General features: G+C 46.8%; 16 protein-coding genes. 9 read left to right on the plus strand and 7 right to left on the minus strand.

Annotated features, from left to right (window positions below; genetic code table 11):
- Positions 1-128: 128 nt before the first annotated feature.
- The 6 genes from K2Y22_03660 to K2Y22_03685 all read left to right on the plus strand — a co-directional run bounded on the left by K2Y22_03660 (position 129) and on the right by K2Y22_03685 (position 6,806).
- Complete coding sequence (locus K2Y22_03660; GenBank protein MBX9877531.1) at positions 129-2,222, plus strand: tetratricopeptide repeat protein; 2,094 nt, start codon at positions 129-131, stop codon at positions 2,220-2,222.
- The gene (locus K2Y22_03665; GenBank protein ID MBX9877532.1) at positions 2,223-3,254 is read left to right on the plus strand and encodes a lysophospholipase; all 1,032 of its coding nucleotides are present in this window, start codon (positions 2,223-2,225) and stop codon (positions 3,252-3,254) included.
- 17 nt (positions 3,255-3,271) lie between these two features.
- Complete coding sequence (locus K2Y22_03670) at positions 3,272-4,174, plus strand: hypothetical protein (protein MBX9877533.1); 903 nt, start codon at positions 3,272-3,274, stop codon at positions 4,172-4,174.
- Between the two features lie 83 nt (positions 4,175-4,257).
- Entirely contained in the window at positions 4,258-5,361 is a 1,104-nt protein-coding gene (locus K2Y22_03675) for a hypothetical protein (GenBank protein ID MBX9877534.1), read from the plus strand.
- 30 nt (positions 5,362-5,391) lie between these two features.
- A complete protein-coding gene (locus K2Y22_03680; GenBank protein ID MBX9877535.1) occupies positions 5,392-5,847 on the plus strand; it encodes a tetratricopeptide repeat protein in 456 nt (151 codons plus the stop codon).
- A complete protein-coding gene (locus tag K2Y22_03685; protein ID MBX9877536.1) occupies positions 5,847-6,806 on the plus strand; it encodes a tetratricopeptide repeat protein in 960 nt (319 codons plus the stop codon). The genes K2Y22_03680 and K2Y22_03685 overlap by 1 nt, the downstream gene beginning before the upstream one ends.
- A gap of 96 nt (positions 6,807-6,902) precedes the next feature.
- Here the strand turns inward: K2Y22_03685 and K2Y22_03690 are convergent, their stop codons facing one another.
- The 7 genes from K2Y22_03690 to K2Y22_03720 form a co-directional block, all read right to left on the minus strand.
- Positions 6,903-7,757 carry a hypothetical protein gene (locus K2Y22_03690; GenBank protein MBX9877537.1) on the minus strand — a complete coding sequence of 285 codons (855 nt, stop codon included), beginning with the start codon at positions 7,755-7,757 and terminating at the stop codon, positions 6,903-6,905.
- 431 nt (positions 7,758-8,188) lie between these two features.
- On the minus strand, positions 8,189-8,362 hold the full coding sequence (locus K2Y22_03695) for a hypothetical protein (protein ID MBX9877538.1): 174 nt from the start codon (positions 8,360-8,362) through the stop codon (positions 8,189-8,191).
- 327 nt (positions 8,363-8,689) lie between these two features.
- Complete coding sequence (locus K2Y22_03700) at positions 8,690-11,791, minus strand: efflux RND transporter permease subunit (GenBank protein ID MBX9877539.1); 3,102 nt, start codon at positions 11,789-11,791, stop codon at positions 8,690-8,692.
- Positions 11,788-14,886: an efflux RND transporter permease subunit gene (locus tag K2Y22_03705; protein MBX9877540.1), complete on the minus strand. Its 3,099-nt coding sequence runs from the start codon at positions 14,884-14,886 to the stop codon at positions 11,788-11,790. Before K2Y22_03705 ends, K2Y22_03700 begins: the two co-directional genes overlap by 4 nt.
- Before the next feature lie 2 nt (positions 14,887-14,888).
- Positions 14,889-16,244, minus strand: a complete 1,356-nt coding sequence (locus K2Y22_03710; protein MBX9877541.1) for an efflux RND transporter periplasmic adaptor subunit — start codon at positions 16,242-16,244, stop codon at positions 14,889-14,891.
- A gap of 87 nt (positions 16,245-16,331) precedes the next feature.
- Positions 16,332-17,204, minus strand: a complete 873-nt coding sequence (locus tag K2Y22_03715) for a DUF4239 domain-containing protein (GenBank protein ID MBX9877542.1) — start codon at positions 17,202-17,204, stop codon at positions 16,332-16,334.
- A gap of 64 nt (positions 17,205-17,268) precedes the next feature.
- The gene (locus K2Y22_03720) at positions 17,269-19,590 is read right to left on the minus strand and encodes a CCA tRNA nucleotidyltransferase (GenBank protein ID MBX9877543.1); all 2,322 of its coding nucleotides are present in this window, start codon (positions 19,588-19,590) and stop codon (positions 17,269-17,271) included.
- A 482-nt stretch (positions 19,591-20,072) separates the two neighbouring features.
- On the opposite strand from K2Y22_03720, the gene K2Y22_03725 reads away from it, so the two are divergent.
- The 3 genes from K2Y22_03725 to K2Y22_03735 all read left to right on the plus strand — a co-directional run bounded on the left by K2Y22_03725 (position 20,073) and on the right by K2Y22_03735 (position 21,838).
- A complete protein-coding gene (locus tag K2Y22_03725) occupies positions 20,073-21,059 on the plus strand; it encodes a patatin-like phospholipase family protein (GenBank protein MBX9877544.1) in 987 nt (328 codons plus the stop codon).
- Positions 21,060-21,176: 117 nt separating this feature from the next.
- Entirely contained in the window at positions 21,177-21,542 is a 366-nt protein-coding gene (locus tag K2Y22_03730; protein ID MBX9877545.1) for a recombinase family protein, read from the plus strand.
- Positions 21,543-21,601: 59 nt separating this feature from the next.
- The gene (locus tag K2Y22_03735) at positions 21,602-21,838 is read left to right on the plus strand and encodes a hypothetical protein (protein ID MBX9877546.1); all 237 of its coding nucleotides are present in this window, start codon (positions 21,602-21,604) and stop codon (positions 21,836-21,838) included.
- The last annotated feature ends 199 nt before the right edge of the window (positions 21,839-22,037 follow it).

Here is a 22,037-nt window from a genome sequence, read left to right on the forward strand (position 1 = left end):
TCTCCTCTAGTGACTTGGTGCATCGTAGCTCAGAATGTCCGAGAACTGCATTCTGATTACCTTTTTATCATCGAGGTTGGCTAAACCCAATACAATTAAGATCTTCGTTAATTCACTCGAGGTCTACCATGCTTCAGGGTCGTCGTATTGCCGTTGCACTTTCGCTCATGCTTTTGTCGAGCAATGCTTTGCTTGCTAAAGATGCGGAATGGGAAAGCCACTTCAAGGCAGGCGAGAAAGCCGAAATAGAAGGCAATTATGCCGAGGCACAAAGTGAACTTGCAGAAGCATTGAAGCTAACTGCTAAGTTTCAAACGACGGATCCACGTCTAGCAAAGACCTATTACGAAGTTGGCGAATTAAGACTCAAGCAGGAAGATTGGCCAGGAGCGCAGCAGTATTTTGAACGCGCGTTGAAAGTACAAGAGAAATTAGGCGATCCTCTAAGTGTTGATGTTGGCAATTCGGTTGCAGGATTGGCTACGGCGCACGAGCAACAAGGCAATCACCAGATGGCTGTTTTGCTTTTGAAACGTGTACGCAATATTTGGATAAAACAATATGGCGCAAACGACAGCAGACTGACATCAATACTTCCGGCGATGGCTACTTATGCCATGCTTGATTCGGATTATGCAACAGCGCAAGAGTGCTACAAGCAACTCATTAGTGTTGAAGAACACACAAGTGGGTCCAACAGCTCAAATTATGGGTCTGCATTGAATTCGATGGCTTCGTGTCTGGCGTACGTCGGCAAGTTTGCAGAAGCTGAACCATATGCAAGACGTGCAGTAGACGTATTGAGCGCAGCGGGAGATATGCCCAATGCACTTGATGCAGCAAATGCCAACTTGCAGTACATCTGCCAGAAGTTAGGAAAACCGGCTCCGGTTATTTCAGAGAAGCCGGCACCAGTGCAGGTTGTTGCACAGGCTCCTGTGGTCACAACGCCCGTCGTTGCAGCACCTGTCTCCAAAGCTCCAGTTGCTGCGACTCCAGTAGCTACAACTCCCGTGGCAGCAGCTCCTGTAATTCCACCAGCACCACCACCGACTACTTCAACTTTGAAAGTTACCGGCCAATTGCTTACCGCAAAGCCGGAGACTCCAGCACCAGCTCCAGTTAAAAAGCCTGAGATAACAAAGCCTGTTGAAGCTCCCAAAGCACCAGTGGTACCGGTCGTCAAAGAACCGACACCGCCAAGCACACCTACCGGCACAGCAGCTCCGGGCAAAGTGCAATATCTTGCAGGTGGAAAGCTCATAACACCTGAGCAATTCAAGGCAATGACACTGGCGAATAACGCATTTGAATTGATGCGCGAAGAGAAATTCTTGATGGCTGTGCAAATTCTCAAAAATGCACTGGCAATTTTCCCAGACCTCGCCTCAGCACATTCCAATATAGGAATGGCTTACTCACAACTCGGTCAGTTTAACGACGCAGAGACACACTTGAAGAAAGCAATATCAATTGATGCTTCGCGTCCGTCGGCTTGGCTCAATCTAGCGAGCACATTTCTAGTAGAAGGAAATCTCAAAGAAGCTGTGTCTACGTATGGCGAATTTGTTCAACGTTTCCCTAATCAAAAGCTTGTAGCAAAAGTACAGGGAATAAAGTCACAGCTAGACAAAGAATTGAAAGAACAAGCTGCGGCTGAAGCAGCAGGACAAAGCTCTGTCGATTACTTCACTTATGCAAGTCACGATGGCGCATCGCGCTGGCCATCTGACAAGAGCACCATCAAGGTTTACATTGGATCCGGCACAGGCACGCCAGGCTTCAAACCTGAATACGCTGGCTTCCTTGCCGATAGCTTCAAGCAGTGGGAGACAGCCTGTCCATCAGTACGTTTTCAAATGGTAAAGAGTGGCTCTGGTGCTGACATAGAATGCGCATGGACAGATGATGTAACCAAAATACCTTCTACTCTTGAAGGTGGCGATACAAGTATTCAGGGTGGCAAGAAAATTAGTCACGCAGCAATTACGATTCTAACTAAGGGTGCAAGCGCAGATTCACCACTCAGCCCAAATCAAGTTCGTGCTGTTTGCCTGCACCAAATTGGTCATGCTCTTGGTCTAGCCGGACACAGTCCTAAGCCTCAAGATGTTATGTACTGCTCACTGCCACCGGCAAGCGTGAAGACTCCTCTGTCATCACGTGACACTGCGACAATTCAGAAGCTCTACACACAACTAGTTAGTTTCTTGGTCAGGTAAATGAAGAATCTCGCACTCTCAATTAGCTGCGCACTGCTCACTTCATTGTGTCCAGCCAATTCACAGCTAATGGAAATGGACAAAGAAGACTTGCCACCGCCGGTGCAGGAAAAATCCAAACAACCGGAAGCAGGCGTCACGCCAATGATGTCTTGGATTGATGAGAAGCAAAAGCCAAAAGCATATTTGGTTTGTATTCATGGATTGGGATTGCACAAAGGCGCATTCACTGCCTTTGCTCAGCGCATGAATCAATTGGGCTTTGGTGTTTATGCTGTCGATATTCGTGGATTTGGCTCATTCCATAAAGATGGCGACTTGAGCGCTCACGGACACATTGATTTTCCAGGTGCGCTGAAAGACGTTGAAGGCGCCCTTAAATTTGTCCGCGCACAACACCCAGGCAGCCCAGTATATTTAGTCGGCGAATCAATGGGCGGCGGTATTTCCTTGCAGGCTACTTCTCTCTATCCGAATTTGATCGATGGACTTATCTGTTGCGTACCAGCTGGTGAAAGATACAACGTCGCCAAAGACTCACTCAAAGTTGGCTTGCATTTACTTGGCGGTGCCAAGAAGGATATGGATGTTACAGAGATTGTGGTCGGGCGCTCCGCTACAACACACCTAGCTCCTGGTCAGATTCAATCCGAACAAAGCAAGAAAGAAGCAGCCGAAAAGCAACAAGAATTAGAAACCAAATGGATAGCCGACCTAAACGAATTCGGCAGGTTACAGTTGTCTCCAGTCGAGCTGATGGCATTTCAAAGCTTTATGGACAACAATCACAAAGCAGCAAAGAAAATAGCCACGACGCCGGTCTTGATGATGCAAGGCGTTGGCGATGCTTTGGTCAAGCATGAAGGTCAAGAGGAATTAATTCAAGAAATTCCGTCAAAAGACAGCAAATTGGTATTTGTCGACCAAGCTAGGCATTTGATATTGGAAGAATTTCAGGACAATGATCCTGATGTGCAGGAAAGTGTTATTCAATTAGTGTCCAACTGGTTGAATGACCATGTAGCTAAGTGACAATAGAAGGAACTCCCATGAAGAAAATTATCGCCAGCCTCTCGTTGGCATTACTTATAGTATTTGGCTTAGCTGCCACAAGTTTCGCCCTGCCTCGTCCTGTCAGATTGGCTATTACAGCCGCTACCGGCAGCGGGACTGAACAACAAATCGTTGATTCAATCATTGCAAGACTGCAAGAAAATCAATACATTGTAGTATCAACCGTCAATCCTGACTGGAATATCAGTTGCCGTGTCGATGACAATACTGATATTGCTTCGATGACTGTTCGCGTCAATGGCACAGTCACAATCAAAACAGCAAGAGATGGCGCTGTCATCAACACGATCTCAGCACAGGCTAATAAGCAAGACTTCAGTGCAAGTGGTGCTGCACCATTGAATAAAGCATTGGTCACAACCGCAATGCGCGAAGTGGTTCAAGAATTAAGTCAAAGATCAATACAACCGATTGAACAAGCCGTTGTCACAGAGCTAGATGCTCGCGAAAAAATCGAGAAGGCCAAGTCATTGGCTCACGAAGAGAAATACGAGGAAGCACTTGAAACAGTAATGATGATTACTCGTGATAGCCCGCATTTTTGGCCGGCACACGCACTTGCGGATCAAATTCAAATGGAGATAGATGCACGCAACCTGGTCAATCAGGCTAAAGCTAAGGCCAGACAGGGACAGTACAGACAAGCCATCGTCGACCTGCGCCAAGTCACCTCCAAGTCCAAGCGCTATCACACCGCTCAAGGGTTAATTGCAACGTATTCTCAATACACATTAGCAAAAAATAAAACAGCTGCCGCCCCTATAGCCGCCGATGCCACAAATGCCCAATTGAAGGCACTGGCAGCGGAAAGACGGGCACTTGAGCTTAAGCGCCAAGCAATCGATGCTCAAGAGGCTGCCATTAGATCAAATAGATAAGCCGTAACTTAGGCTGCCATGCGGTAAAATACTCCTCCAATGCTGTTGCAAAACCGCCACTGGGGCGGGAGGAGTACATTGAAATGAAATTCGGCAAACTATCAGCCCTTGTTGTGGCACTATCAATGGTGGCATCACTTGCGTTCCCAACAAGCAGCTTTGCTGGCGCCAAGCGTCGCATCGCCGTTATGCCTTTTAAATACGGCTCCGTTTCAGCTGAAGTCGGCGCAGCCGACATCGGTACAGGTATCGTCAGCTTGATCGTCACAAGACTGGTCAACGACGGCACATACTCTGTTTGCGAAAGAGAAATGATTGATGCAATTCTCAAAGAGCAAAACCTTTCCAACAGTGACCGCGCCGATTCAGCAACAGCTGCCAAAATCGGTAAATTGCTCGGCGTTGATGCAATCATCTGCGGTACGGTTACACAATTCGGTTTTGAAACCAGCAACACCAATGTCGGCGCTCCGATAAGCATGGCCAGTGGCTACATTCCATTTGTAGGCGGTTTGGGTATGCTCGGTGGTATGAGCGTTCACAAACAAAAAGCCAAAGTCGGTATTGATGCTCGTGTTATCGACATCAACACCGGTGAAATCCTCGCGGCAGTAAATGGCGCTGGTCAATCCAAGCGTAGTGGCGCTTCCATGGGCGGCAACTGGGGCGGCAACTGGTGGGATTCCTCCAACTTCGCAAGCTCCATCGCTGGTGAAGCAACACTTGCCGCTGTCGAACAAATAACAGGTCAATTGACTGCAATGGCAGCAAGAATTCCCGACAATCAATCGCTTATTGCTGAAAATGTTCAAGGCAAAATCGCTGATGTTACTGGTTCAACAGTAATCATCAACGTCGGCAAAGTGAATGGTCTTAAAGTTGGCGATCACTTACAAGCTGAACGCGTAACCAAAACAGTCAAAGATCCAACAACCGGCAAAGTAATCAAAGAAGTTACATCGCCTGTTGCAATCATCACTTTGACTGAAGTTGATTCCAGCACATCAACAGGTAATGTTGACCGTGGCTCCAGCCTGGCTGTTGGCGACAACGTCAAAAAGCTCTCAGCTACAACTGATGTGTCTGCAATCTTGCTTACACCAGTCAACACCGGCACAAGCTCCACCAACACTCAAGCTCCTGCCGCAATCAAGACTGGCGCTAAGACTGGTTCCAAGACTCAGTAATTGCAATCAGTAATTAAGTAGGAAACAAATATGTCAAAGAAACAAATATGCTTGGCTTTGCTAAGCGTCAGTTTGCTCTCGAGCACATTTACAGGCACAGCCTGGTCAGCTTCGCAAATTGACTGGAGCAAGAAGCTGGAAAAGGCAAATCACCAACTCGCGATAGGTGAAGTTGATGTAGCTATAAACCTCTTCTCTGCTGAGGTCAAAAAGCATCCAGAAGCTGGTCCGCCTCACGTAGGTCTGGGTAAAGCGCTGAAGAGAAAGGGCAGGCTCTCTGAAGCGAAGTCTGAGTTTACCCGCTCAACGGAAGTTGACCCAGGCTATGCAGAAGCTTTCTACGAACTTGGCTCGATGCAAGAGAATGATCGTGAATGGCAAGCAGCCGCAAGCTCATTTGAACAATACCTGCAACTTGCTCCGGATAGTGACCATGCAAAATCTGCCGGTGAGCGTCTGCGCAACTGCAAGGAACACCTAGAATAATGAAATCACCATTTGTAATCGGCATCGCTGTTGTACTTTCCTTGGTCACCAGCGATTGCTTTGCTACAGGTTCGTCTGATCAGGGAATGGTCTTCTTCAAGCAAGCGAAGTACGCAGCAGCAGCTTCAGCATTTGCCAAATCGTACGCGTCAAGTCACAGCGCAACAGATTGTTATTACACCGCCTTGTCTTATCACTACGATCGAAAGTCAGATCTGGCAAGAAAGTTTTATCAAGAAACCGTACAGCGTTTTCCAAACTCACGGGAAGCCGCTCTGGCACAGCAAGCTCTGGCCTCGACCAGACCAACAACAGCAGCGAAAATAACGCCCTTTTCGACATCCAGAGACAATGTCGCTACGTCAGCTCCTGCTACGGCTCCGGCTAGCGATGATCCAGTGTCAGATCTTTTAGCCAAAGCAGAAGCCGCCGACCGTGCAAATCAGCCATCGACAGCCGACGCTTACTATAGCGATGCTATTCGACACGCAGAGAAATTGGGACAAAACAATCCCAAACTCTTGCAAGCGATCACCCAGTCAGCAGATTATTTTGCTAAACATCAACGAACAGATAAAGCCTTGGCGGCTTACGATCGCGCAAGATACATCTTGCGTATTCGTCACGGCGAAGACAGCTTGCAATGCGGCAACAACAGTCTTGCTATTGCACGCATGTTCAAAAGCGTAGACAACGTCGATGATGCAAAGTCTCATTACTATCAAGCAATTGATACGTACACAAACGCTCTAAGAGGCGCGGAAGGCAAATCTAATAGCACTGCCACACAGCAGCGCGCCTCGCTTGCCGATACGCTGGATGAGCTTGCCAACTTTTTGTACAACCTCACCTTTTCCACTAGAGGCTATGGCAACGTGGAAGTAAAATCGCAGCACACGACCGACTTAGAAGTGTCCCAATTGCGCGCGCGAGCTGAACGAGTACGGGCCGGCAACTAAGCAACTCGACAGTGGCGGATTACACTAGTATCGCCATCTATTCCTACGATCCAGCCAAAAGCTTATCACCGTCATAGTTTCGGGTAATGCCTGCAATTACTGGGATCTGAGCGCGTTAAATAAGACCAATTGCTCAGCCGCTTTGCGATTGTCCGAACCGCCACCGCTGGTGCCACAGGCTACTGCAATTGGCACAGCAATAGCCGTCGCAATTAAGCACAAACCAATTGCACTCATGATGATGATCTTCTTTTTGCGCGACATGCTACCTACTTGTTTTTCCCCTTTAGACTCGGCTTTTTTTGGTTCTGATTTTACGGTCTTTTTTGCCTCAGCCTTCAAAGCCATTGTCGGAGTGAAAGTAATCTGACTGGCATCAGCAATAACTTTTGCTTTGCCGGTCATGTCAGAGCTGGTTCTAACAGGCATTTCGAATTTGAACACTCTTGGTGAAGTGATTTCAGCAATGTTGGCTGTATCGATTGTGCGATTAGTAATGTCTGTCTGAATCTGAAGGTATTTATCGGTGCAACTAACAATTTTGCCGGTGTGAGTGGTGCCATCAGTCAGCTTCACTGTATCGTTTGTACCTGGAATATCAAACTCAGGCAACGATGAACCGCCTTCAAGCAGCAACAATCCTGTTACGCGGCCTTCGGTATTGTGTCCTTCGAAATTTGTCTTGAAGGTAGTACCGGTTAGTTGCTTCTGACTGTCGTCGACTTTCTCGGTGAGGTCGACAGATTCAAAGATAATGTCAACCTTGTTGCCGCTCATTACAACCGCGCTCTTATCGAGCTTAACTTTACCTATGCGTTTGGCATCAAGACGTCCTTGAATATTGACCGCATTAGTAGGTCGGTCATAACTAATCATCGCCGCTAGAGCTGAAAGGCTCCACAGTGGCTGCAAAACAACAATAACACTTGCCAACAACAATGGTAAACGCATGGTCTCCTCCGAGCAAAGACACGCTTTGAGACCCCAAAATGGGGCCGCGGTTTTTTTCCTATGCAGAGGAGAATATCAACTTGACTTCAATTCCATACTATAAATTCACGACCTTTTAAGCTTGTTTACGCAAGCAATCAAAGTCGCAAATTTATATGGAAGCTAGACTGCTGACCGTCCAGTTAATAGGTTAATTAGAAAGACTGCCAAAGCCAGTACGAGCAGCGCGTGAATGATTTAATTAGCACGGAAAGAAAAGTAATTATTGAATCAAGGAAGAGCGGCAAGATATCGGATGATGTTCTCCATCTTTTAGAACACGAACTAGATCTTGCTGAAAGCAAACTTCTTCCTAAAACGACGTAATACAAAATGCCCTTAGCTAAGCCGGAGCAGGGGGTGGACTCCAGCTTAGCTAAGGGCATATTTCTCTACAACGGACCTTGAGCGTTAGCAGTGATAACCGTTATCGACTCTTGGGCAGTAGTACCGTTAGCTTTCATGTGGTAATTGAGGAAACCAAACGAACCAATTACTACTGCCATAGACATTGCGGCTAGTGCCACGATTACTGTGTTGCCTGAAGATTTTCTGGAGTTTGTCATTTTGAATTTCACCTTTATAGTCGGCCTCAGCCAAGCCGGAGCAGGGGGTGGACTCCGGCTTGATTGCTAAGGCGTTTTCTTAACTCTCGCTCACTCAGATTATCAAACGATAATGTGTTTGAAAATACGCAAATGCGTGTAGACAGCACCAAAACGCACTGCAGGCCCGAAATATTCGTATGAGACAGGGCTGATTTTCTTTCCCAGAGCCCGTTTCTGGGTCCAAATCCGCTCAATTTCCCGGGAATTTGAACCACACGACCACGGCAAATCCGACGAAATCCTTGCTCAAGAATCTCGTAGGGGCGCATTGCATGCGCCCTTGCCCTAACTTAAATCCGCCACCGACTTGAACTTCTCGGCAAACTGCCGCTGCAACTTATCAAAGTAAATATAAAAGACGGGCGTAATATACAGGGTAACCAGCTGCGACACCAACAATCCGCCGACGACAGTTAGTCCAAGCGGTTGCCTTGATTCAGCGCCGGCTCCAATACCCATCGCAATCGGCAGTCCGCCCATTAACGCCGCCATTGTCGTCATCATAATAGGACGAAAGCGTGTGAGAGCGGCTTCAAAAATTGCATCTTCAGCATCACTGCCACCGCGACGCTGTGCATCAAGTGCAAAGTCGATCATCATGATGGCGTTTTTCTTCACGATACCAATTAACATTATCAATCCAAGAAACCCATATATATTTAAATCAATTCCGAAGATCATTAAGGTGAGTAATGCGCCAAGCCCGGCAGAAGGCAGTCCGGACAAGATAGTGATCGGATGCGTGTAACTTTCGTAAAGAATCCCCAATACTATATAAATAACAATTACAGCTAATAACAAGAGTAGCCAAAGATTTTTCATCGAGCTTTCAAACTCATGAGCAGATCCCTGGAAGCTTGTCGTAATTGAAGCCGGCACCAACTCCTCTGACAGCTTACGGATTTCGTTAGTGACCGTACCTAATGATGCACCCGGTCTCAAATTGAATGACAGTGTTACTGACGGGAATTGGCTTACATGGTTCACGAGCAACGGACCAACACCCATTTCCATTGTGCATAGAGTATCAAGCGGTATGAGAGCACCGGTGCTTGTATGGATGTACAGCGTGTGCAGTAACGAAGGATCACGATAATAGCTTGGCTCAACTTCAATAATCACCCAGTACTGATTAGTCGGCGTATACATGGTCGAAATTTGTCTTGCCGCATAAGCGTTATTCAGCAAATCTTCTACTTGCTGTACTGTGACGCCAAGTCTGGCACATTTGTCTCTGTCAACCTTCACGTGGACTTCCGGATTGTCGACTTGCAAGTCACTGCCGACATCAACCACTCCTGGTATTTCTCGTATTCTCCTTTCCAGATTGCGCGCCGCTGCATATAACTCTTTGCTGTCGGGACTAGATAGGGTGTACTGGTAAATACTCTTGGTCACCTGTCCACCAATTGTGACCATCGGCGGCACCTGCAAATAGCAGCTGATGCCCGGTACTTGTTTAAGCTTGGGCGCCAGGTCATCAATTATTTGCTCGGCACTTACAGCGCGACTGTCTCGCCCCTTTAAGACAACAAGAATTCGTCCCTGGTTAAGAGCGATGTTCGGACTGCCGTTGCCGATACCAATACTGGACATAACCGACTGAACATCTTTTTCTTTTTGAATTATTTGGCAAAGGCTCTTATGTTTATTTACCATCTCATCAAATGAAGCACCCTGGGCCGCTTCTGTCATGATGAGAACTTGATTGGCGTCTTCACTGGGCATGAAGCCTTTCGGCATAAATACAAATAAGCCTGCTGTCAAAATAAGCATGAAGAAAAATACAGCAACAACCATTTGTCTGTGATGCAATGCATAGCTCAGAGTGGTTCGATAATTTCTCACCATCCAATCAAAGACTGCTTCAGATTTCAAAATCAATAGCGACTTGCCGACCTTTTTGTCTTTAGCCTTCAAGAAGCGACTGCAAAGCATCGGCGTAAATGTCAGCGAAATAAAGCCGGAAATAAGAATGGCAACGCTGATAGTCACAGAGAATTCATTGAAGAGTCGTCCAACAATACCGGGCAATAAAAGGACTGGAATAAATACTGCAACAAGCGACAACGTCATGGACAAAATAGTGAAACCAATTTCTTTTGAGCCATCAAAAGCCGCTTGCATCGGGCTTTTGCCCATTTCCATGTGCCTGACTATGTTTTCCAACATAACAATAGCGTCATCGACAACAAATCCAACTGACAGCGACAGAGCCATAAGAGATAAGACATTCAAACTAAAATGCATCAATTGCATAGCAGCAAATGTGCCAACAATTGAGATTGGCAATGCCAAGCTTGGAATAACAGTCGCTGAAAGATTGCCCAGAAACAAATAAATAACTAGAACTACAAGCGCTACCGTGAGAAGCAATGTCGCCTGCACATCATTGACCGAATCACGAATAGCAACAGACTGGTCGTAAAGAATATCTATATCAACTGCTTTGGGTGCCATTTCTTTGAAATTAGGCATAAGCTGCTTGATCTTGTTGACCACCTCAATTGTATTAGCGCCAGGTTGACGCAACACAGCTAAGATGACGGCGGGCTTATTGTTGTACCAGCCAGCAGCTTTATCGTTTTGCACAGAGTCAATAACGCTGGCAACATCACCAAGGTGAATTGGGTTGCCATTGCGCGAAGCAATAATTATTGAGCGATAAGCATTAGCATCAAGAAGCTGACCATTAGATTGAATAGTGAAAGCCTGTGTCTTGCCCCAGAGAATTCCAGTTGGTTGATTTTGGTTAGCCGCAGTAACAGCGTTCATTACCTCATCAATTCCCAAACCATATGACGCTAGACGCTGCGGATTTACCTGCACGCGCACAGCGTAAGTCTGCGCACCGTTGACTTGCACTTGAGCGACACCGGCAATTCGAGAAATTCGCTGACCGATTAGTGTCTGTGCATAGTAGTCAACTTGATGCATAGGTAAAGTAGTTGAACTCACAGCCAAATAAATAACTGGTTGACTGGCGGGATTTACCTTGGCAAACGTAGGCGGCACTGTCATCTGCGGAGGCAGTTGGCGCGACGCTGCAGTAATTGCCGCCTGTACATCTAAAGCTGCACCATCCATGTTGCGCGACGGATCGAATTGCAAAGTTATTTGTGACTGTCCCAACGTGCTCGTGGAAGTCATTTGGTTGAGTCCGGCAATTGTGGCAAATTGCTTTTCCAGCGGAATTGAAATAGCCGATGCCATCGTTTCCGCATTTGCTCCAGGCAAATTGCTGGTCACCAAAATTGTCGGGAAATCAACATTGGGTAGATTGCTTATCGGCAAAGATGTGTAGCCGAGCACACCAAAGAGCATGATCGCAGCCATGACTAGAGTCGTCATTACCGGTCTGGTTATAGATAATGCGCTGAGGTTCATGCTGTTTCCCGCCTTACCGATTTAAGACTGAATTTCGGCAGAGTCTGCTGGAATCTATCCAAGTATATGTAAAAAATCGGAGTAATGTACAGAGTGACTATTTGTGAAACCAGAAGACCACCGATAATTGTCAGTCCCAATGGTTGCCTTGCTTCTGATCCTGGTCCGAATCCGACAGCCAACGGTAAGCTCCCCAAAATAGCTGCTGCCGTAGTCATGATAATCGGTCTAAATCTCACAAGACACGCCTCATAAATAGCATCACGTGGCGATACTTGTTGCTCTCTTTGATAGTCAACAGCAAAATCGATCATCATGATGGCATTCTTCTTGACGATGCCGATGAGCAAAATGAGCCCGAGAAATCCGTAAATATCCAGCACACGATTGAAAGCCAGCAAAATTAGAAATGCGCCAAGTCCGGCAGAAGGCAAACCGGACAAAATTGTTATGGGATGCACGAAGCTCTCATACAAAATGCCCAAGACAATATAAATGACAAGAATGCTCACGATAAGTAAAAACCCAAGTCCTTTTAGCGATGACTCAAAGGCAAGAGCAGAACCCTGGAACTTGTACGAAACATCATCGGGTACGGAGGTTTTGGCGAGCGCTTTGATTTTTTCAACCACATCACTAAGCGGCACGCCCGGCTTCAAATTAAAAGATATCGTCACACAAGGGAATTGTCCTAAGTGATTGACTAATTGAGGTCCAACCGTACGCTTGAACTCACAAATTGCACTCAATGGAATCAACTGACCTGAGCTGGAACGAATGCGCAACCAACTAAGCATTGATGGATCTCTGTAAAACTCCGGCTGCACTTCCACAATCACCCAGTACTGATTAGTCGGTGTGTAGATTACAGACACTTGCCTTGAGGAATAGGCACTATTCAAAGCATCCTGTACCTGCTGAATATCCAATCCCAGATTACTTAATTTGGAACGATCAATCTGAAGGCTTATCTGCTTGTCTTTTATCTGAGCATCGGTGTTTACATCCACAACACCAGGCACATCACGAATTTTTTCTTCTAGCTTATCGGCCGCAGAATAAAGATCTTTCAAATCAGGACCTGATAAAGCCAATTGGTATTGAGCTTTAGTCATCATGCCGCCCAAACGAATTGTCGGCACATTCTGAAAGTAGACACGAAAGCCTGGAATATGTGCAGTTGCTTTACGGAGGTTTTGAATGATTTCCTCAAAGCTCGCTGTTCGCTCATTATGTGGTTTAAGCGCAATGAATAAACGACCCTGGTTTCCGGAAAGCGTAGGACCACCGACGCCGACACTGGACATAAATCCGCGAATATTTGGATCTTTAGCGACAATTTCAGCGGCAATTTTTTGATGGCGCACAACTTCTTCAAACGAACTACCTTGAGCTCCTTCCGTATTACCAAATATTTGTCCAGTATCTTCCACAGGCAAAAATCCTTTTGGAATAATCACCATCAATTGCCAGGAAGCGGCAACCATCACTACAAATAGAATCACGATGAATTTCTTGTGATCAAGCGCCCATAGCAAGGTTATATCGTACACGTGGCGCAGCCTATGAAATGCCGCATCTGTGAATTGCTGGATGCGACTAACACGTGTTTCATCCTTGGGGCGCAAGAAGCGACTGCATAACATGGGCGTCAACGACAATGAAACAAAGCCAGATATTAGAATCGCCACGCTCATCGTGGCGCCGAATTCGAAAAACAGTCGTCCTATAATTCCACCCATCAATAAAACGGGTATAAACACTGCTACCAATGATACAGTCATCGAAACAACGGTAAAGCCCACTTCCCGCGCGCCATCAAAAGACGCCTTCATTGGAGATTCGCCTCTTTCCATGTGCCTGATGATGTTTTCCACGACAACAATGGCATCGTCGACGACAAATCCAGTACACACGGTAAGCGCCATCAAAGAAATTACATCAAGTGTAAAGCCGAATCCTTTCATAAAGGCAAAACTGCCGACAATGGCAATAGGCAAAGACAAGCTGGCAATAACTGTCGTGGTCAGATTACCTAGAAATAGGTAGATGACAAAGACAACGAAAAGGATTGTCAGCACCAGCGTCTTTTCAACGTCCTCCACCGAACGCCTAATTGATTGAGAGCGGTCATAGAGAATATCCACACTGACTGAATTGGGAACAATTGCTCTAAATGTAGGCAGCAATTTCTTTATGTCATCAACTATCTGAATAGTATTTGTGCCTGGTTGACGCTGTACCGCAAGAATGACGCCTCGCTTGTTGTTGTACCAACTCGCTGTTTTGTCGGTTTGCACACTGTCGATAACATCGCCTAAATCGCTCAGCCGTACAGGGGCTCCATTGCGGTAGGCAACTATTACCGGGCGTAATTCATCAGCATTGGACAACTGCCCATTTACTTTTACGTTATACGCGCGCTTTGGTCCGTACAGTGTTCCTGTTGGTTGATTGACATTTGCATCACGTACCGCTTTTACAACTTCATCCATGCCTAAGCCATAAGCAGCCAGACGTCTGGGATCTACCTGCACATGCGGCGAATAAATTTGTGAGCCAAACACCTGCACCTGCGCAACACCAGAGACCATAGACATTCGCGAAGCCATGATATTTTCGGCATACTCATCGACTGTATAAATAGGCAAAGTTGCTGAGTGAACCGCAATATATAAAATAGGATTGTCACCTGGATTGACCTTGCGTAGTGTCGGAGGAGTGGGCATGCTTGTGGGCAGGAATGGACGGGCGGCAACCATTGCCGCCTGCACATCTTCAGCAGCGCCATCTATATCGCGATCTAAATTGAATTGCAGGGTAATTTGCGTGCTACCCATTGCACTCGACGAATTCATCGAATCAAGACTAGCGATAGTGGCAAATTGTTTTTCCAGAGGCGTCGCCACAGCCGACGCCATTGTGTCAGCGTTTGCACCTGGCAAACTAGCATGCACATGTATCGTGGGAAAATCCACTGTCGGCAAGTCATTAATGGGCAAAGAGAAAAAGGCAAACGCACCAAAGATCAAATAAGCCGCCATCACCAGCGTCGTCATGACAGGCCGCTCGATGAATATACGCGAAATATTCACGGCTAATTACCGCTGGGCGCAGTCCGCGACTGAACAATTACACTGGCACCGGGTGTCAATTGCATATGACCATCAGTGACAACAACTTCACCAGGATTTACACCTTTACCAAGCGCGGCAAATCCTGCATAAGTACGTTTCAATTCAACAGGTCTATATTCAACTGTATTATCCGGTTTCACAACATAAACAGCATTGCCATCCTGACTTGGCTGCACTGCACTTTCCGGAACAACAATCGTTTGACCATCAGGAGGCATGGTAGCAATAACATCAAGAAATTGCCCCGGGAAAAGCTTCTTGTCTAAGTTCGGTGCCGTTGCACGCAAGGTGACTGTACCGGCAGCAGTGTTTACGTTGTGCTCCAGGAAAGTGACCTTTTCAATTACTGTTTCTGTCTTCTCACCGCCGACCAATGCTTTGACACGCAATGTACCTTCAGCCAGACATTTACGAATTTGATTCAAGTGCTGTTCAGGCAGTGTAAAAGATATATATATTGGTTGGACTTGATCTATCGTGACCAAAGGAGTCGCAGAATTTGCCGTAACGATATTGCCTTCGTAGATATTCAAACTTCCAGTGCGTCCATCAAGCGGCGATCGAATTTGTGTCCAGCCTAATTGTATTTCTGCATTGCGCGCGATAGCTTGATCTGCTCGCAACGTCCCACGCAAGACATCAACATTTGCCTTATCACCTTCTACAACCTCATGGGCATTCTCGAGCATTTTGCGCCCAGCTGCCAACGTAGCTGTGGCCGTCAAAGAATTAGTCAGCATCTGATCACTTTGCTGATGGGAAACAGCGCCTTCTTTTGCCAACTCTGCAAAGCGTGCCTGTTCACGCTTGGCAAATTCTTCCGCTACCTTTTGCTTGGTGATATCGGCTTCTGCGCTGCCGATCATGGCAATGTTTTTGCGCATGGTGGCATTTGCTGCCGCTATCTGTGCAACATCACGAGCAACATTTCCTCTAGCTTGATCAAGTGCAGCTTGAAATGGTCTGGGATCGATTTGAAATAGGAGCTGGCCTTTTTTAACGAATTGTCCTTGCGTGAAGTAGACCTTTGTAAGTTGTCCACCAACTTGCGGTACAACATTCACAACCGAGTAAGGCACCACATTACCGATGCTGCGAATCTCAATAGGCACTTCCTGAATCTTGGCAACATCGACTGTTACCGCTATTTTCTTGTCACGTGCATCAGGCTTATTTCCTTCTGCCAAAAACTTGAAGATGAAATTACCAGCAACCAAAGCGATGATTAATGCCACCACTAGCAGTGCCTTTCGCGGGATTGGCTTTTTCAGATGGCTTGATCCGGTCATAGTCTCTGGTGACTTCTCGGCTCTCACAATATTATTCCTATGGCTAAAGCTAGCTTATCATAATGTGGGACGCCGGACGCCGTTTAATGTTTCCACTGAGCCTTGGTCAGTAAGCTAGTCCTGGGGCTCTTGCGGAGCCATACCTGGAGGAACGTCAATTAATTTTGGCATTTTTTGCTTCGACTCCCACTCATCAAACAGTCTTTCGGCTGTACCGCCATACTTTTCCATCCGTTTGAAAATCATCTGATTCAGTCGTAATGCCTCCGGTCTTACTCCCAACTCGGTTGCATATGGATAACCAAAAACAAAAACGAGAAAGACATTGAGAGACAAAGTAATGGAAACAATAACTGTCATCAAAATCTGAGCAGTCACGCTTGCGGCACCGAAGAAGTAGGTAAAGACAACAGTAAAAACCCCACCCAATATCAACACCGACCACATAAGTGGGGCTACGCCATGCGCGCTACCTACAAGGCGATCGCGCCTGTTGTTGCTGAGGTTGCTGACTTCGGCCAAAATTGTCTGATGGACACCTTCCTCACCCGGATCGGAAGGTTTAAATCTAGAGGCGGTTGTCCAAATCCCCATAAGCGCTACCACCGCCTTAGGACTCGACTCGCCTAGCCTCATGGTCCGCCATTCGTCATTGATTACCGCATCGGCATATTTGCTGCAGGCAAAGCGCAGCCTGTTACGACAACCTTGCGACAGTCCTTCGCTGACAAGATACACGTTGCACAGGGCATTGGCTTCTTGTTCAGCAACCATACGCGCATTTTGCAAATTGTTCATGGCATCAACAATGACAAAACCAAGAAGCACAGCATAAAGCGTGCCGATAATAGACAGGAAGTAACCGGCAACCTCATGGTAGGAATTGAGCGTCTTGAGGTCGATAAAACGGCGCACAAGAAGCATGCCGCCAACCGCAAGAAGGGTACAGACGACTACGACAACTAGACCTAAAACATATGAATTCATAGGGATATTCTGACAGGGAAAAACTCAAAATATCGCCTGACATCCAAATTTTTGGGAAAGGTCTTTATTTGCCTTTCTTCTGTTGTCTTTCAGCGGCTTTTCTTTCACGCATTTCGCGAACCAGACGTATCGTGCGCTCATTAGATACTTCAGGTGTTTCGCAATTCTCGCGTATCCATTTCAGTCCACCTTCTATATCGGTAAACTCACCCTGATATTGAGCAAAACTCGCTTCGCGGACGATGTCTCCAAATGGAACGCCCTGCTTGTAACCAAGCGAAAGCAGCACCTCGCCATTGATAATGGGTTTGGCATTTATCGCGCGAGTTGGTTCAGCAGGATTGCGTGCTTCTTCTAAGGACTTTTCCCAGAATTCTCGTTGAGAACCCATGTTGCCTGATTCATGCTGAGCTTCATTGGGCGCGCAACATGTGCCACGACCTAGAGCATCAGCGTCTTGCAACTCAATTAGATTCTCGATGTGCTTCAGATCTAAATATTCACGAAGTTTCTTCTTCGACAACTTAGGTCCATTGTGCATCGTCATGTGTTTGGCAACAGTGTCAGAGATTGTGTGATTTTGATCACCAGACATTTCCAAACGTCTGGCAATTTCGGCAGCAATCTCGGCACCCTTGCTGTCGTGCCCATAATTAGTAATGCGTCCATCTGAAGTTATTTTCTGTGTGTCCGGTTTGCCGATATCGTGGAAAAGTCCGCTGAACATCAAATCCATATTACGCTTGGCAGAATACACCAAGCGATCAACAACCATCATTGTATGAATCCACGTATTGCCTTCCGGATGATGAATTGGATCCTGATCTCCTGCCTTTGAATCCAATCTCACTAATTCCGGAATCATTTCCTTCATTAGCCCAGTGTCTTTCAAAAGATTCAAGCCTTTTACTGGATCAGGCGCCATTAGCAACTTAGCAAATTCCATTCCCCAAGCTCTACCGGAAGAGCGATGAATCTTGTGAGCATCTTTGACCATGGCAATCACCACCGGCTCAGTTGGCTCAAATCCAAGCTTAGAGGAGAATGTCGCCACTCGCAACATACGGGAAGGATCTTCTTCAAATCGATCATGCGGATTGCCAACCGTGTCGATTCGTTTATTCATCAAATCGGCTGGACCATCAAAGTAATAATAAGCAATCCGGCTTTTCGGATCCAAAAACATGGAGTTGATTTTGAAGTCACGACGACCGGCATCTTCACGCATCGCTATGCGGACAGGCAATCTATCAAGTGCCACCACTTCATCTGGTTGGCGTCCATTTGAGTATGCGCCGTCACATCTGAAAGTGGCAATTTCCAAGTGAACGCCATCGATCTCCGTATGTTTTACCGCAAAATTCTTACCGGCAGTTTTACCTTCCGGCATCAATTCATCTACCCGAGCAGCGGGAGCATTAGTTACGATGTCGTAGTCTTTTGGAGTCTTACCGAGCAAAATATCGCGGACGCAACCACCAACAAAGTAGGCTTCATAGCCTGCTTTGTTTAGTGTGTCCACAGCCTTCATGCCGGCTAACCAGTCCTTGGAAGTGGTTATTTCCTCAGGTATTAGCAGTCCAATTTCATTCGGCTTGATTTTGGCAATATGCTCCCAATAATTCCAGCGGACTTCTCTAACTGCCTGATTGCCAGCGCGCTTAATTTCCTTAGTTGCTTTCGCACCTAGCTCAGCTACTTTCTTACTAGCAAGTTCATCTGCCTGTATCCCGCCCGGTATCGCAGCGACTCCATCCATAACGGCATGTTTTAATCCGGAGCCCAAAACTTTGCCGACATCAAGCGATTCATTCTCTTGCTTTTGCCGAAGAATTTCGGACGCTGATCCGCTAGCCATTCCGAAAGTGCCGCCGGTTAAGGCTGTTGCCACGAGAGGTCTTTCACTCAAAATGCGGCTGACTTTCTGTAGCCCTTTGAACATACCGTGCCCAGCTACAAAAACTGCTACATCAGAGGTAATAGCCAAAGGGTCAAAAGTCGTAGCAAGCGCTTTCGGTGACCCACCTACAGTTGAATCAACAAAGCGGTTGGCAATCCCAAGTGCCACGCCTTGTCCGGCGACGTTAAGCTTCAAGTGCGGCAAAACTGCCAGAGAGCCCTTCATTAAGCCGCCCTTGACCGTACCTTTGAGGGCGTCAATAGTCATTGCCTGGGCATTCCAATCTTCCGGCTTCTTATCCTTGCAGGAATTGTAGACTTCTCCGAAGGCAAACGTGATGGCGGTAACTGCTATGCCCGTCTTGCCCCGCATAAACAACCCGGCCGTGTTAGCCATTTCCGTGCCAATAGGCATAAGCTCCGAAACCCAATCCGGCTGCGCCTTTGACTCAGGCAGCGCTTCATGGAGGGATTTATCGCGATCCATCGCCAGTCCTCTATGGATTTGATGCGATAAATCTATCCGATTAAAACTTAATATGTGAGTGTGAAACCCCCATGAAAGCCGTACAACTCCCATGGGTTCTGACCAGATTTAATCCAGGCTATTCGACAGTGACCACAATCTTCGCTGGGTATTTTTTGAGTGTCTCTCTGTGAGCGTTCAGCGCTTCATTGCTCTGCAACACATGTGGTATCACCGGCGCCCGGATTGGAGTCAGCATCATGGGTCCTGTCGGTCCAAGCTTAGCTGGGGTTTCGTTGTTACCGACAATTCTAGGTTCAGCGATATTGGTCTTTCTAGCCTCCTTTGTAGGCAGACAATTCGCGCGAAGGTAGCCTCTGATTTGATGAGATGCTCTTAAGCCACTGCCGCCGCACAAGCTAAATTAGACCTTTTGGCCTAAAATTGAATCTGAAACGCAAGGGCGCATTTTGTGCGCCCTACATCAGCGAGAAGGATTCAGCATGAACAAAGATATTTGCGCCAAACTGACAGGTCTTACGCTATTGGCAAGCCTGGCACTTACTCAGCCGGGACTCTGTCAAGAATCAGTGACCAAGGTTGCTAGCTCCCACGGCAAATTGAAAGTCGGGCTTTGCCTCGGCGGTGGCGGCACAAGAGGCGGCGCTCACGTCGGCGTTTTAAAAGTATTTGAAGAAGAAGGCATTCCAGTCGACATGGTTGTCGGCACAAGCATCGGCGCTATTGTGGGCGGCATGTACTCGGCAGGTGTGCCGGTAGAAGACATAACCGCAGACATGCTCGGTGGCAAAGTAATGAAGTCGTTTATGACTGTTCCAATTGCGCTTCGCGTTGTCGCTGCACCAATTATGATCATCCCGCGTTTATGGAGCCATCCTTACGATGGTTTGTACAAAGGCAATTTGTTCCGCAACTACATGCTTTCGGCAATTCCACCGGCAATGCATAATATTGAAAATCTCAAGATTCCGTTCGCCGCAGTTGCTTTCAATATCCGTGATTGCCAACCATACGCAATTGAATCCGGCAATATAGGATATGCAATTCAAGCAAGTTCGGCTGTTCCAGGTTTAAGAAAACCCGTTGAAATAGGTGACAAGTTATTTGTCGACGGCGGTGTCGTAGCCAACTTGCCTGTTGAACAGACACGAGCAAAAGGCGCTGATATTGTAATTGCCGTTGATGTCGATGAAAGACTGCCCTACGAGTCTTTCGACACATTTAGAAAAATGGGCAGCGTCACCAAGCGCATGGTCACTTACGAACTTCACCACGATGATGAGCCTGCTACAAAGATGGCAGATATCCTCATTCACCCAAATGTTGATGGTATCGGCTTAGTCTCTACCAAGAAGAAAGATATGGTTCGCGCTTACGAAGCAGGTATCAAGGCTGCACGTGAAGCAATGCCGGCTATCAAAGCCAAACTTCAACAAGTCGGTCTAACGAGTCTACGTCAAACTCAATAGTGGTAAATTTCAGTAGAACATTTCCAGGAAACCTCACAATAGGTTGTGTCTTAAGACACAACCTATTGTGTTGAGACGTCTAGTAGCATTAACGCCAATGCCGGAGGATAGAAAATAATGGACGTAATTGGATACGCAAGAGTAGTGCCACAAGAAGGCGGAGACGAAGCGCTGCAACACCAACGTGATCGCATTGAATCTTATTGCAAAGCGAAGCAATATAATCTCGTTGGTTTCTACCAAGAGCAAGTAAGTCGCGATATCGCTCTTGATGAACGCAAGGTTCTTTTAGAAGCAATGGCTGCATCAAAAGGGAAAGCTCTTCTCATTGTCAGACTCAACAAGATAAGCGGACAAAAATCCATGGTGCGCGAGGCTGTTCGTCGCATTACAGAGGGCGGTGGTCAACTGTTAACGGTAGAAGGGTCAAATGATCCGGAAACCATGGAATCGACTCTGCAAGTGACCATGAAGCGGGAGTAGTACAATACAATCTATCATTCGAATTTTTAGGTGTCCGAATTTTTTTAGGAGAATTTACCGTGTCGCTTAATATGCTGATGAATGCCATCGACGGCAAGAAGCTAATGTGCCCTCTTTGCAAGAAGCCGGTTCAGAAATATGAGAAATTCGTTGAAATGACTAACAATGTTTGGGACGGGGCTGGGGATTCGAATAGGAATGAGAGCACGGCCGGCTCGAAGGTGACGCTCATTTGCGGCAACGACAAATGTGAATGGCGCGAGCGGACCGAGTACTGGAAGAATTATATTGAATAGGGCTTTGCTATTCTCCCTGTTTTTGTCATTTCGACCGAAGCGCTGAAAGCGCGAAGTGGAGAAATCTGCTACAGGGATTCATCGGTTTTCTAGATCACCAGCCGCATTGACTCATCAAAAACCTAACCCTTGACGAACTGTTGCCTCATTTAAAAACTAACCCCAGAAGGGGGAAAGAAATGAGGTTAAAGATGAGCAA

This window comes from Candidatus Obscuribacterales bacterium (assembly GCA_019744775.1).
Classification (GTDB): domain Bacteria; phylum Cyanobacteriota; class Vampirovibrionia; order Obscuribacterales; family Obscuribacteraceae; genus SBAT01.